We start from the raw sequence: 13685 nt of genomic DNA on the forward strand, positions 1-13685 counted from the left end.
CCACTCCCCCAGCAGCTCCCGCTCCCGCTCCTCCCCCAGCCCGGCGCCGCGTCCCGGCACGTGCGCGGCCGCCGCGTCCCGCAGCGTCTCGGCGAGCCCGCGGCGCCCGAAGCCCGCGGCTTCGGCCCGTGCCGTCGAGCGGGCGTTCATGCCGCGCCAATCCGGGTCCGCGATCCACAGCGGGAGCGAGCCGGGGCCCGCCCACTGGCCGACGCCGCGCTCGAGCAGCCACTGCTCCGGCACGGCGACCGGCTCGGCGGACGACCCGCTCCGCGCCCAGGCCAGGTGCTCGCCGAACGGCACGGGGGTCCCGCAGACGTTCATCACGCCCTCCACCCGCGCCTCGGCGGACGCCACCAGCCAGGCGGCGAGGTCCCGCACGTCGACCACGGACGTGGGCAGCTCGGGCGCATCCGGCACCAGCACGGGCCCGGACCGCGCGCTGAAGCGCCAGGGCCAGTAGGAGGAGCGGCTCGTCGGGTCGCCGGGGCCGCCGATCAGGCCGGCGCGCGCGATCAGGGACGGCGCGGATCCGGCCAGCACGGCCTGCTCGCAGGCGGCCTTCGCGGCGCCGTACGAGGCGGGGTCGTCGGAGGGAGGGAGCAGCTCGGCGTCCTCGTCCGCTCCGACGACCGCGTTCTCGGCGTAGACGCTCGTGGTCGAGACGAGGACGTAGGCGCCGCAGCGCAGGTCGCGGACGGATCGGCGGACGTGCTGCGGGGTCGAGGAGACGTCGATCACCGCGTCCCACGACGCCGCAGCCACGGCGTCGAGGGCGTCCTCGCGATCGCGGTCGGCCCGGACGAGGGACGCCCCCGCGGGCACGGCCGTCCCGCGCACGAGGCAGGTCACGTCGTGGCCGCGCCGCAGCGCCTCCGCGGCGAGGTGCCCGCCGAGCCAGCCCGTGCCTCCGAGGATCAGCGTTCTCATCCCCGCATGCTCGCACGGGCCGCCTCGCGCGAAGCCCGCTGAGGTGCCCGAGTTGGTCCCGAGAACGCTGAAACAACTGCATTCTCGGGCGACTCGACACGGGCGACTCGACGCAGTGGGCGCCGAGCGAGCGCCTCAGCGACAAGGGCCCCCTCCACGAGCCCCCGCACACCCGACCCTCCGAGCCCGCCAGCGTCCTCTGTCCGGAATCACGCGGGCGGCTCGGGTGCCCGAGCGGCTCACACGACGACGAAGGCGTCCAGGATCAGCGAGTTGCCCGTGGAGGCGGCGTTGCGCTTGCTGCCGCGGCGGATGGTGATGGTGTGCTCGCCGGCGCTGAGGGTGCTGCTGGTGAACACGGTGCGGGCCGAGCGGTTCGTGGCGCTGTAGCGGTCGACGGAGGCGACGAGCACGCCGTCGATCAGGACCTCGTTGATGCCGGAGGTCGGGGTGATCCGGCTCACCCAGCTGACCTTCGTGCCCCGGAAGCGGAGGGTCGCCGAGGCCGTGGAGGTGCTGGAGTACGAGATGCTGCCGCCGCTGTCGGCGGTGCTCGAGAGCGTCGCCCAGGTGCCGACCGTCGCGATGACGGCGGCTCCGTTCTGGTACGTCCCCGCCGCCGGCAGCGTCGAGGTCGGGGTGGGCGTGGAGGTGGCCGTCGGGGTCTCGGTCGGAGTCGGCGTGTCGGTGGGCGTCGGCGTGTCCGTCGGCGTCGGCGTCGGCGTGCTGGTCGGAGACGCCGTCGCGGTGGGGGTGGGGGTCGACGTGGAGACGGTCCCCGCGGTCACGACGAAGGCGTCCAGGATCAGCGTGGATCCGGTGGACGCCGGGTTGCGCGTCGTCCCCCGGCGGATCGTGACCGTGTGGGTGCCGGCGGCGATCGGCCCGCTCGTCCAGACCGTCTGACCCGAGCGGGTCGTGGGGCTGTAGCGGTCGACGGTGGCGACGAGGACGCCGTCGAGCAGCACCTCGTTGATGCCGGAGGTCGCCGTCATCCGGCTCACCCAGCTGACGCCCGTGCCCGAGAAGCGGAAGCTCGCGGACGCGCCGGCCGAGCTGGAGTAGCTGATGCTCCCACCACTGTCGGCGGAGGAGGAGATCGTGCTCCAGGTGCCCGCGGTCGTGATGAGCGGCGAGGAGTTCTGGTAGGTGCCCTCGCCGGGGATCGACGAGGCGGGCTCGTCGGGCAGCGGAACGACCGGCTGCTCCGCGAGCCAGCGGTCGAACGTGTCGAGCATGTCCTTGTTCGTCAGGCTCGGCACGTTGTGGCCGTTCGGAGCGCCGTCGGTCGGCGTGTAGAGGACCACGGCCTCCTTCGCCACGGGCTTCGCGAGCGCGACCCAGGCCCCTCCGTGCACGGCGATCGGGACGAGAACGTCCTCCGTCGAGCCGGTCGTGCGGATCCGCGCCCCCGCCCACGAGGCCTGCGGCAGCAGCGCGGGGTCGGTCGCCGGGATCGTCGAGGGGTCGTTGTCGTAGTCCGGCAGGACGCGCCCCGGATCGCGGCGGGCCATGTCGGCCATGTCGTAGACGCCGGCCGCGTGGTACGCGCCGCGGATCTCGGGGACCAGCTTGTTGCCGTACGCCCAGCAGAGCAGTGCGCCACCGCCGGAGTTCGAGCGGAGGAAGCTCGCGCCGATCCGCCACGTCTTCTGGAACCAGGCGACCGCGTCCACCTGCATGGCGACGGCCCGCTTGTTCGTGTAGATGCTGCCGCCGTAGTTCGGGCAGATCGAGATGACGCCCTTGTCGACGGCCTGGTCGGCGCTGTACTGGTAGGCGCCGGACAGGGCCGCGTAGGTGCTCCCGTTGGCGTGGTAGTACCAGTAGACGACCCGGCCGATCCGCTGCGAGGGGACCGCGGTGTGCGGGACGAAGAGCCGCGCGCGGTCGGTGCCGATCATCACGTCGATGATCTGGTACGGCTTCTTCCCCACGCGCGAGATCGCCGTGTCGCTGCGCCCGAGCTCGTTGGGCAGCGGCGGGATCACGCTGTAGTCGGGCGCCGCGGACGCGGTCATCGCGTAGGCGAAGGCGGATCCGACGCCGAGGGCGGCTCCGGTGAGGACGAGACGGCGGCTGTGGCGCGCAGGAGAGGACATGGGATCCCGACGTGGAGAGGGCTGCTCGGTCGGCGGAGCCTGACCGGAAGGAGTGAGGGGGGTGCTGCGGTCCGGATCGGACCACCGTGGAGGGGGCGCGGTGCGGTCCTTCGGGGGACCGTGCGGGCGGGCAGGCGCGAGTGCATCCTCCCGCGTCCGCGGCGCGACCACCAGACCCGCTTCAGGGACACCCGCGGCGGCGCTCCCACCTGGCGTGGAGCGGCGGAGCGATCCGGAGAAGGTTCTGGTGAGAGCGCTATCTCGCGCCACTGCTCCGGAGATGCCCGCCACGGGAGCGGAACCGCATCGTGTCGGTGGCGGAACTCCGGGGTCCCGCGGGGCCGGCACGGATCCAGGCCGCCCTGAGCCCGGCGCGAGGGCCGTGCGCACGTCAACACTCTCGCGGGGGACCCCCGGATAGGTCGCGTTTTCTGGACACCACCTGAGCGTTGGTTCAGCGCTCGCTCTTCCCCTTCTGCGTGCCCACCGGATCGGGGGTCCGTCGTCCGCCGCCCACGTCCCGTCTCAGGGGGACAGGGCGACTCCGAGCCGCGACCTATCGTGATCCCGCTCCATCCGGAAGGCCCGGCGAGGCGCCCCGGGGGGAGGTCGATCCGTGTCGAACGCGCATGCCCGGCCGAGCCCCGACCGCTCGATCGCCCTCGGCCTCGTGCTGCTCCTGCTCGCCGCCGTCCTCGTGGTCCTGCCCGCGTCGAGGGCCGCCGCGGCCACGGTCCTGCTCCAGGAGGGGTTCGGCGGCACCAGCGTCGCGGACTCGGCGTGGCAGGCGCTCGACGGCGCCTGCATCACGGCGGCGACCACTGCTCCGCCGACCGGCTCCTCGAATCTCGGCGTCTGCGCCAACCGGACTCAGGCCCCCGCCGCCGCGACGAGTCCGGGCTTCCTGCAGCTCACCGACGCCCGGAACAACGCCAAGGGCGGCGCGGTCTTCAACCGGCCGATCCCCGCGATGGGCGGCATCGACGTCCAGTTCGACCAGTACCAGTACAGCTCCGCCCTCGGCCTCCTCGGAGCAGACGGCATCGGCTTCTTCCTCACGGACGGCTCGAAGTCCCTGACGGCGGCCGGAGCCCCTGGCGGCTCGCTCGGCTACGGTCAGTCCGCGACCGTCGAGGGTGTGAACGGCGGCTATCTCGGCATCGGCATCGACGCCTACGGGAACTTCTCGGCCAGACCTCCCACGCAGAGCACGACACCCAACGCCCCGCCCACCTACGGACTCGGATTCGGGTGCCCCTCCGGCTCAGGCCAGGGCCAGGTCGCGAATCAGATCGTCGCCCGCGGTGCAGGCCAGGGCCAGACCGGCTACTGCTTCCTGCAGGCCGCGCCGCCGCCGACGCTCACCTCCGTCCGCACCCCGATCACCGTCTCGTCGGGCAATCCGCCCGCGAGCTACGGCAGGACCGTGCGGATCACCGTGTCCGCCACGGCCTCCCCCGTCGTCACGGTCTACTGGGGCACCTCGGCGGGAATGGCCGCCTCCGCGCTGACGCAGCTGATGCAGTTCACGATGCCGACCGCAGCGCCCTCGACCTACAAGCTCGGCTTCACGGCGTCCACCGGTGGATCGAACGACACCCACCTCGTCCGCAACGTCTCCGTCTCGTCCATCAACACTCTCGACGACATCACTCTGGTCAAGCAGATCGACCGCACCACCACGCAGCCCGTCGCCTACGCCGAGGGATCCGTCATCCCTTACCAGTTCGTCGTCACGAACGGGTCTATCCGGGGCACGCTCACCGGCATCGTCGTCACGGACCCGAAGGCCGCGAGCATCTCCTGTCCGACGACGAGCCTGCTCCCGCTCGCCTCCACCATCTGCACGGGATCCCATACGGTCACGGCCGCCGAAGCGGTGGCCGGCTCGTTCGTCAACACGGCTACCGCCGCAGCGACGAAGACGGAGACGATCTCGAACGTCGTGACGACGACCCCCGTCACGAGCAGGACCGCCACCGTCACCGCCCCCATCGCCGCCCCGGCTCCCGCTCTGACCCTCACCAAGACCGCCCTGCTCACCGACACGAACGGCAACGCCCAGGCCGACGCCGGAGAGCAGATCCGCTACTCCTTCCTCGCCCTCAACTCCGGCAACGTCACACTGCAGACGGTCGCCGTCGCCGACCCGAAGGTCACCGGCATCACGCCCGCCTCGACGCAGCTCGCCCCCGGAGCGAGCGCGACCTTCACGTCGGCGCCGTACACGGTCCTTCAGACCGACATCGACAAGAACACGTCGCTCGTCAACACGGCGACCGTCTCCGGCCGCACCCTGGCCGCCGCGCCCGTGACGGTCACCGCGACCTCCACGGCCGCCACGCCGATCCGCTACGCGCCCTCGATCTCGCTGACGAAGAACGGCACGATCCCGACCGGCGCCGCCGTGGGCTCGACCGTCTCCTACAGCTTCACCGCCACCAACACCGGCAACACCGGGCTGAGCGCCGTCGCGGTCACCGACCCCAAGAGCGGTCTCTCCGCGCTCGCCTACTCGTGGCCGGGGACCGCCGGGCGCCTCGAGATCGGCCAGTCGGTCACGGCGACCGCCTCGTACACACTCACGCAGGCCGACGTCGACGCGGGCCAGGTCCTCAACACCGCCACCGCGACCGGCACCCCTCCGACGGGCGCCGCCGTCACGGCCACCGCCTCGCGGACGGTGACGATCACCCGCACGAACGACCTCGCGCTCACCAAGACCGCGAACCCCGCCTTCATCAGCGCCGCCGGCACCGTGGTGACCTACACCTTCCGCGCGACCAACACCGGCACCACCACCCTCACCGCGGTCGCGATCAGCGACCCCAAGAGCGGGCTCTCCGCTCTCACCTACTCCTGGCCGGGCACTTCCGGACGACTGCTGCCCGGCCAGGTCGTCACCGCGACCGCCGCCTACACGACCACCGCCGCCGACGTCACCGCCGGCACGATCGCCAACACCGCCACGGCGACGGCGACCGGCCCGACCGGCGGGGCCTTCACCCGCACGGCCTCGGTGAGCATCTCGGTGATCCCCGATCCGGCGGCCGACGCCGCGACGGTCGTGCAGGGCGGATCGGTCGTGATCGACGTGCTCGCGAACGACGGGCCCGCCGCGACCGGAGCGACCTTCTCGCGCGCGCAGCTCTCGGCGACCCCGAAGGCGATCGGAGGCGCGGCGACCCCCGCCCCCGCCACTCCCGTGCAGGGGTCCGTCTCCTGCGTCGCGAGCGGAGCGACCCGCGGCCAGTGCACCTACCGCCCGATCGCCGCCTTCGTCGGCACCGACGTCTTCGACTACTCCCTCTCGGGCCAGTACGGCACCTGGAACGTGCGGGTCACGGTCACCGTCACCGCGCTGAACCGCGCGCCGGTCGCCCGACCCGACCGCGTGGTCGCGACCACCGCCGGCCCCGCCGTCACCGTCGCTCCGCTCGCGAACGACACCGACGAAGACGCGGGCACGACCCTCGCCCTGGCCGGCACGAGTGTCCCGGCCGGGCTGCGCGGCACCTTCTCCTGCTCAGGATCCACGTGCACCTACACGCCCGCGGCCGACGGCTGGACCGGGAGCGCGACGATCGCGTACACGGTCACGGACGGCGCGCTCACAGCGGGTGGCACGATCACGGTCTGGGTCGATCCCGCTCCCCTCGTCCGGCGCGGATTCTCCGGCACCGGCAGCACGAGCGGAGCGGTCGGGCTCGGCGCCTGGACCAGCTCCTCCGTGGTCGCCACGCCCGTCGCGAGCTGCACGGCCGGTCGGCCGAGCACCCTCGTGAGCTGGTCGGCCGCCGCCGGAGCGACCGGCTGGACCCTCGAGCGCCGCCTCGCGGGGACGACGCCCGGCCCCTGGACCGTGATCGCGGCGCCCGCCGCCTCCGCGACGAGCTTCACCGACGACCGGGTCGGCGAGGGCCGCAGCTACCAGTGGCGGGTCCGCCCGGACCTGCAGCGCTGGCTCGGAGTCGCGTCCGCCGCCTCGATCGCCGTCGCCCAGCCGGCCGTCACCACCGCCGGAGGCTGCTGATGCCTCCCCGCCGACACCCCTCTCGTCCTGCACGTGTCCTCGTGAGGGAGACCACGCCCGCACCGGGCACCACCCACCAGAAAGGAACGGTCGCCATGACCACCACAGCACCCACCCGTCGCAGCCCCTGGAAGAAGATCGCCCTCACCGGCGGCGTCCTCCTCGCCGCGGGAGCCCTCGCCGGCGCCGGCGCCTTCGCCGTGTTCACCGACTCCGGGACCGCCAGCGTCACCGCGGACGCCGGACAGCTCGACATCAACCTCGACGGCACCTTCATCGTGACGGACATCGCGCCCGGAGACACCATCCAGCGCCCGGTGACGATCGTCCTGCCGAACGCCACCAACGACGGCGACCTCGTCTCGTCGGTGCGCTTCTCGCAGGCCGTCACCAACGACGTCGTGGGATCCGACACCACCGACCAGAACCGTGTCGGCCAGTCTCTCGTCTCCGGCCCGAACGGCCTCGACTACCGCCTGCTGACCTGCTCCACCGCCTGGACGACCGCCCCCACCACGACTCCGGCGGGCCCGTACTCCTGCAGCGGGACCACCACGGTCACCGGATCCGGCAAGCTGTCGTCCATCGGCGGCCAGGCCGGCGCGGTCGACTTCACCCCGGCGAACTTCGGCATCACCCCCACCGCGACCGGGACCTTCCCCTCGGACGCCGGTGACGTGACGCTGAACACGCTGATCGAGCTCGTCCTGCCGACGGCGGCCGACAACGCGTACGAGAACGCCTCCGCCACGGTCACCTTCACGGCCGCCGCGATCCAGCGCGCCGGCATCCAGAAGTAGACCGTCCCCCACCGCCTCCGTCCTGCCCGGCCGCCACCGGCGCGGGGCGGAGGCATCCCCCTTTCCTCCCGGAGTCGTCCCCATGCCCCACGCCCGTGCGCTCGTCGCCGTCCTCGCGGTGGTGCTCCTCGCGCCCGCGGCGAGCGCCGAGCCCGTCGGCGTGCTCGACGTGCGCGAGCTCTCGGCGCCCGGATCCCTCACCGACCTCGCTCCGGGCGACCGCGCCGAGTGGGCGGTCGAGGTGACCAGCACCGGCTTGTCGCCGCAGGGGGTCTCCGTGGCCTTCGCGGTCGACGGAGGGACGCTGGCGCAGGACCCGCGCGACGGCCTCCAGCTGTCCGTCGAGCTCTGCGACTCGGCGTTCACGGTCGCCGAGGTCGTCGACGGGGAGCGCACGGTCGAGCGCTACCTCTGCCCCGACGACGCTGTGCCGCTCGGATCCGGGCCCGCGGCGACGCTCGGCCGGCTCGACGGCGTGCGTCCGCTCGAGCGCGGGGCCACCGTGGGCGTGCGCGTCCGCGTCCTGTTCCCGGAGTCGGCCGGCAACGGGACCGAGCTCGCGGCGGCGTCGCTGCGGGTGCTCGTGGGCACGACGGAGGAGGATCCCTCCGCGACGCCCGGCCCCGGCTCCTTCCCCGGAGCGGCGGGCGGCGGGCTGGCCGTCACCGGCCGCGATCTGGGCGCTGCGCTCCTGGGCGGGATGCTCGCCCTCGGCTCGGGCGCCCTGCTCGCCGCGGCGGCGCGCCGTCGTCACCGGAGGGAGCAGGCGTGAAGGCCCTCCGCGCTCTCCTCGGCGGACTGGTCACGATCGTGGCCGTCGCCGGCATCGCCGTCTTCGTCCTCTCCGCGCTCGGTCTCGTGCGGCTCGTGCCGGTGCTGTCGAACTCGATGGCGCCCGGGATGCCCGTCGGCTCCCTCGCCGTCACCCTGCCCGTCGACCAGGCCGCGATCCGCGCCGGCGACGTGATCGTCTTCACCGACCCGGACGATCCGGGCCGCCGCGTCATCCACCGCGTCACCCTCGTCTACTCCGAGGAGGAGGCTGCGGCCCTCCGCGGCCGCGAGCCCGGCCAGCTGGCGCTCACCACCAAGGGCGACAACAACGAGTCGGCCGACCCGTGGATCGTGACGATCGCGGACGAGCGGATCTGGCGCGAAAGCTCGGTGGTGCCGCTGCTGGGCTGGCCGAGTATCGGCCTCGCCCACCCGGAGGCGCGGTTCGCGCTCTTCGCCGCGGGCGGCGCGGTCATCGTGGGCGCGCTCCTGATCGCCATCTGGCGCCGCCCCGCGGAGGTCGCCCCGTGAGCGGCGCGCACCGCTCGTCGGACGGCACGCCGCCCCCGGAGCCCCTGCGTCCGCCGGCTGAGCACGGACGGCACAGCGCCCGGCCGTCCTCCCGCGACCGCGGAGCCCCGCGCCACTCCCCCGAGGTCCGCCGCCGCGTGGTCTCCCGCGCCGGCCTGGCGGGACTCGTCGCCGGCGCGCTCGTCCTCGGCGCCGCCGCCACCGCGACCGCCGTGCTCCTCGACCGGGGCTCCGTGAGCGCGCGGCTCGCCTCCGGCACCGTCATCGCGACGTTCACCGGCACCGGAGCGACGACCGTGCCGGTCCCCGTCGCGGGACTCGTCCCCGGCGGCACGGCCCGGCGCCTCCTCGACCTGACGAACGCCGGGACCCTGCCGATGTCGGCCCTCCAGCTGCAGACGGCCACCGGCACCGATCTCTCGGACGGCCTGCAGCTCGCGATCGAGCGCTGCTCGCTGTCCTGGTCGGCCGATGCCGCGACCTGCCCCGGCACCGTCACCACCGTGTCGGCCGACCGCCCCGCCGCCTCCCGCCTCGACCTGCCCGGCTCCCCCGCCCTCGCCGTCGGAGCGACCGACCACCTCCGCTTGACCGTGCGCCTCTCGGAGTCCGCGCCGTCCGCCGCGCAGAGCACTTCCGCGACGTTGACCGTCACCGTCGTGGGCCTGCAGCGGCCGGGCCGCCAGCTGTAGGCGCGGCGGGCCCACGCCTCGGCGGCACCACCGCCGCGCCGTCCCCTTCCGCGTCAGCGCCGAGGCGCCCGAGACGGTCGTCGACACGCCGGAGCGGGCGACCGTCTCGGGCGACTCAGCGGGGCCGCGGGTACCTCGGTGGTGCCTCGCTACTCGCGCAGGGCCGCCACGGCGTCGTGGAAGCTCGGCACGTCGGAGAGCACGCCCTCGGGCCCCAGCACCGTCCAGGTCGTGCCCGTGCGGATCAGGACGCCCAGCTCCTCGGCGGGCCGGCGGCGGGTGCGGCGCAGCTCGAGCACGAAGACTCCGGGACGCGCCTCTCTGATCTCGGGAGTGCGCCGGTCGGGCAGCATCACGAGTCCTCCCCGAGGGTCAGCGGTAGACGCTCCACTCCTTCTTCACGATCCGGCGCTCCTCGCCGTCGACCGCGACGATCCACTCGCCGTCCTTCTTGGCCACGACCCGCCCGCGCAGGTACTGCGGCTCCCAGCCGTCGGCCTTGTTGACCCACTTCACGAATCGCGCGAACCGCCCCGGTGCCACGTCGTCTCTGGACATCTCTCGACTCCCCTCGTCGTCACCGGCACGTCCATCGCCCTCCGTCAGGAGAGCACCTCGCCCAGCGCGAGGGGGACCTCTCCTGTGAGGTCTCGAAGCCGGTTCACCGACGGTAGAACGCGCTGCTGGAAGTGGACGAGACCGTTGACTGATCGACGATCGTCTGGCAGTGGGGTCAGGATGCGGCAGCGGAATCAGGAGTCGAACAGCACGTGCGGCCGTCCGGTGTCGACGATCACGCGGGCGCGCACCCCGTAGACGTCCGCGATCAGCGCCGGGGTGAGCACCTCCTCCGGGGTGCCGCCCGCGACCACGCGCCCCTCGCGCAGCACCAGCAGCGCGTCGCAGAACAGGGCCGCGAGGTTGAGGTCGTGCAGCGCGACGACCGTGGTCACCGGCAGCGCCCGCACCAGGGCCAGCAGCTCCAGCTGATGGCGGATGTCGAGGTGGTTGGTCGGCTCGTCCAGCAGCAGCTCGCGCGGCTCCTGCGCGAGCGCCCGGGCGATGTGCGCGCGCTGCCGCTCGCCGCCCGAGAGGGTGTGCCAGAGGTGGTCGGCCTTCGCCTCGAGGCCCACCTGCTCGAGGGCGCGATCGATCGCGCTCAGGTCCTCGGCCGTGTCTCCGCCCAGGAGGGAGCGGTGCGGGGTGCGCCCCAGCCGGACGACGTCGCGGACGGGGAGGTCCGCCTCCGTCTCGGCCTGCTGCGTCACCGTGGCCACGGCCCGGGCGACCTCGCGGCGGCGGAGCGAGCGGAGCGGCGCGCCGTCGAGGGTGACGACGCCGGCGTCCGGAGCCGCGGTGCCCTGCAGCAGCCGCAGCAGCGACGACTTGCCCGAGCCGTTGGGCCCGAGCAGTCCGACGGTCGAGCCGGGAACGGGGCGGAGCGAGACGCCGTCGACCACCAGGCGGCCGCCCCGGCGCCACGAGACCCGGTCGGCCTCGAGCGTCACGAGCGGCCCCTTCGCCGCAGGAGCAGCAGCATGAACACCGGCACGCCGACGAGTGCCGTGCCGACCCCCACCGGCAGCGGAGTCGGCGCGAACGCCACCCGCGATCCGGCGTCGACCCACACCAGGAACACCGCGCCGAGCAGGATCGTCGCCGGGATCACCCTTGAGTGCCGCTGCCCGAACACGAGTCGCGCGGCGTGCGGCAGCACCAGCCCCACGAAGCCGATCGTGCCGGCGATGCTCACCAGGGTCGCCGTCAGCAGGGCCGTCACCACCAGCAGGAGGAGGCGGGTGCGGCCCACGTGCACACCGAGCGACGCGGCCACGTCCTCCCCGAAGGCGAACGCGTCGAGCGTGCGCGCCGCGGCGAGGCAGACCACGGAGCCGAGCAGCACGACGCCTCCGCTCAGCGCCGCGTCGTCCCAGCGCATGCCCTCGAGGGAGCCGAGCAGCCAGAACATCACGCCGCGCGTCTCGTCCGAGTCGGCGAGCGCGAACACGATCAGCGAGGTCAGCGCCGAGAACAGCTGCGTGCTCGCCACCCCCGCCAGGATCACGCCGGAGGTGCCGCCCGCCGAGAACCGCGTGAGCAGCAGCACGAAGCCGAAGGCGACGAGCGCGCCGACGAAGGCGCCTCCGGAGAGCCCGACCACTCCTCCGCCGACCCCGAGCACGCCGACGAGCACCGCGCCCGTGGACGCTCCGGACGAGACGCCCAGCACGAACGGGTCGGCGAGCGGATTCCGCAGCAGCGACTGCAGGATCACTCCGCACACGCCGAGCCCCGCCCCGCAGGCCGCGGCCACGAGTGCGCGCGGGAGGCGCTCCTGCCAGACGATCGCGTCCTCGGCCGGGCGCACCGGGACGGAGGCGAGCCCGAGGTGGTTGAGGAGGATGTCGCGGACGTTCACGAGCGAGACGTCGGCCGGGCCGAGCGTCACCGCGACGCCGACCGAGAGCGCCAGCGCGAGCAGCCCGCCGACGACCAGCGCGGCGGCGGCCAGACCCCGCGGCACCCGGCGGACGAGGACCGTGCTCGTGCCCGTGCCCGTGCCCGTGCTCAGAGCGAGGCCCCGTTCTCGTCCCACCAGGCGCGGATCTTCTCGAGCCCGTCGACGAAGCGGATCGACGGGTTCATCTCGGCGCCGTGGAGCGCGATGAAGCGGCCGTCCTGCACCGCGGGCAGGCTGCTGGTCAGCGGGTCGGAGCGGAGGAATGCGGTCTTGTCGTCGAGGCGGTCACCGGGGAAGCGGTCGCGCTGCAGGTCGCCGAGGACCAGGACGTCCGGGTCGGCCGCGACGACGCTCTCCCAGCCGACGGCGGGCCAGTCCTCCGTGCGGTCGGCGAAGACGTTGGTCATGCCGGTCGTGGTGCCGAGCATCGAGGCGAAGTTGTAGCCGCCGGCCATGTAGGGCGTCTTGGTGTCGGCGAACCAGAAGGCGACGCTCCGGCCGCCGAGGTCGACCCCCTCGGTGGCGGCGGCGGCACGCTCCTGCAGCTGCGCGACCAGGGCGTCACCGCGCTGCTGCACGTCGAAGACCTCGGCCAGCTCGTGGATCTCCTGGTAGAGGACGTCGACGGTCAGCGGGACGGTGCGCGTGCCGCTCCCGCCGTTGACGCTCGCTCCGTTGTCGCAGTCGGAGGGGGCGAGGTAGGAGCCGATCCCCGTCTCGGCGAGGCGGTCGCGCGAGGCGACGCCCTCGGGCGCGTAGTGCCGGCCGAAGGAGGCCGTGACGAAGTCCGGGTCGGCGCCGAGCAGCACCTCGTAGGTGGGCGCGTTGTCGGCCAGGCGCGGCACGCTCTCGTTCGCGGAGGCGAGGGTCGCGAGCACGGGGTCGGTCCAGGAGGCGGTGCCGACCATCCGGTCCTCGAGGCCGAGGGACAGCAGGATCTCGGTCGAGTTCTGGTCGAGGGAGACGACCCGCTGCGGAGGGGCGGTGACGGTGGTCGTGGTGCCGCAGTCGTCCAGCGTGAGCGGGTACGAGGTCGTACCCTCCCCCGCGGCGGCCGTGCTCTCGGGCTCGATCTGCTCGGAGGCGCCGCAGCCGGTGAGGGCGAGCAGGGTCAGGGCGGCGAGGGCGAGGGCGGCGGGGCGCCGTCGGTGCGTGGACATGGATCTCCCGTGGTTCGTGGGCGTCGGTCGTCGGCCCGGTTCATAGGCCCGGTTCATGGGCCCGGTTCGCCGGCAGGGCTCGTCGGCCCGGTCCGTCGGCGGGCGGCACCCGCGTCTCGGCGCTGAGCCCGAGTAAGCATAGCCTTACCTCACTTCGACCCGTCCATTCGCGCCAGTCGATCCGCGCCACCGACCCTCGGCC

12 protein-coding genes are annotated in these 13685 nt (G+C 73.6%); 5 read left to right on the forward strand and 7 right to left on the reverse strand.

The genetic code is table 11. The features are described from left to right. Both C5C25_RS09110 and C5C25_RS16525 read right to left on the reverse strand, forming a co-directional pair. Nucleotides 1-930, reverse strand: a 930-nt coding sequence (locus C5C25_RS09110) for an NAD-dependent epimerase/dehydratase family protein (RefSeq protein ID WP_104250399.1), incomplete at its 3' end; no start/stop codon positions are given. Nucleotides 931-1169: 239 nt separating this feature from the next. Continuing rightward, nucleotides 1170-3032 (reverse strand): hypothetical protein, encoded by a 1863-nt coding sequence (locus tag C5C25_RS16525; RefSeq protein WP_181133674.1) that lies wholly within the window; start codon nucleotides 3030-3032, stop codon nucleotides 1170-1172. A gap of 616 nt (nucleotides 3033-3648) precedes the next feature. Between C5C25_RS16525 and C5C25_RS09120 the strand changes: the two genes are divergently transcribed. The 5 genes from C5C25_RS09120 to C5C25_RS09140 all read left to right on the forward strand — a co-directional run bounded on the left by C5C25_RS09120 (nucleotide 3649) and on the right by C5C25_RS09140 (nucleotide 9862). After that, entirely contained in the window at nucleotides 3649-7065 is a 3417-nt protein-coding gene (locus tag C5C25_RS09120; protein WP_104250400.1) for an Ig-like domain-containing protein, read from the forward strand. Nucleotides 7066-7160: 95 nt separating this feature from the next. After that, nucleotides 7161-7865, forward strand: coding sequence for a TasA family protein (locus C5C25_RS09125; RefSeq protein WP_104250401.1), 705 nt, complete (start codon nucleotides 7161-7163; stop codon nucleotides 7863-7865). A gap of 82 nt (nucleotides 7866-7947) precedes the next feature. Then, complete coding sequence (locus C5C25_RS09130) at nucleotides 7948-8637, forward strand: hypothetical protein (RefSeq protein WP_104250402.1); 690 nt, start codon at nucleotides 7948-7950, stop codon at nucleotides 8635-8637. Further along, a complete protein-coding gene (locus C5C25_RS09135) occupies nucleotides 8634-9170 on the forward strand; it encodes a signal peptidase I (RefSeq protein WP_104223395.1) in 537 nt (178 codons plus the stop codon). The genes C5C25_RS09130 and C5C25_RS09135 overlap by 4 nt, the downstream gene beginning before the upstream one ends. A gap of 137 nt (nucleotides 9171-9307) precedes the next feature. Further along, nucleotides 9308-9862: a peptidase gene (locus C5C25_RS09140; protein WP_146079460.1), complete on the forward strand. Its 555-nt coding sequence runs from the start codon at nucleotides 9308-9310 to the stop codon at nucleotides 9860-9862. Between the two features lie 149 nt (nucleotides 9863-10011). Here the strand turns inward: C5C25_RS09140 and C5C25_RS09145 are convergent, their stop codons facing one another. From C5C25_RS09145 to C5C25_RS09160, 5 genes are all read right to left on the reverse strand, one after another. Further along, the gene (locus tag C5C25_RS09145) at nucleotides 10012-10215 is read right to left on the reverse strand and encodes a hypothetical protein (protein WP_104234084.1); all 204 of its coding nucleotides are present in this window, start codon (nucleotides 10213-10215) and stop codon (nucleotides 10012-10014) included. A 19-nt stretch (nucleotides 10216-10234) separates the two neighbouring features. After that, the gene (locus tag C5C25_RS16290) at nucleotides 10235-10420 is read right to left on the reverse strand and encodes a hypothetical protein (RefSeq protein WP_104223398.1); all 186 of its coding nucleotides are present in this window, start codon (nucleotides 10418-10420) and stop codon (nucleotides 10235-10237) included. Between the two features lie 194 nt (nucleotides 10421-10614). Beyond that, the gene (locus C5C25_RS09150) at nucleotides 10615-11370 is read right to left on the reverse strand and encodes an ABC transporter ATP-binding protein (protein WP_104250404.1); all 756 of its coding nucleotides are present in this window, start codon (nucleotides 11368-11370) and stop codon (nucleotides 10615-10617) included. After that, nucleotides 11367-12458, reverse strand: coding sequence for a FecCD family ABC transporter permease (locus C5C25_RS09155; RefSeq protein ID WP_374955570.1), 1092 nt, complete (start codon nucleotides 12456-12458; stop codon nucleotides 11367-11369). The genes C5C25_RS09150 and C5C25_RS09155 overlap by 4 nt, the downstream gene beginning before the upstream one ends. Beyond that, the gene (locus C5C25_RS09160) at nucleotides 12431-13483 is read right to left on the reverse strand and encodes an ABC transporter substrate-binding protein (protein WP_104250405.1); all 1053 of its coding nucleotides are present in this window, start codon (nucleotides 13481-13483) and stop codon (nucleotides 12431-12433) included. The genes C5C25_RS09155 and C5C25_RS09160 overlap by 28 nt, the downstream gene beginning before the upstream one ends. Between the last annotated feature and the right edge of the window lie 202 nt (nucleotides 13484-13685).

Source organism: Rathayibacter sp. AY2B9, assembly GCF_002931595.1.
GTDB lineage: Bacteria > Actinomycetota > Actinomycetes > Actinomycetales > Microbacteriaceae > Rathayibacter.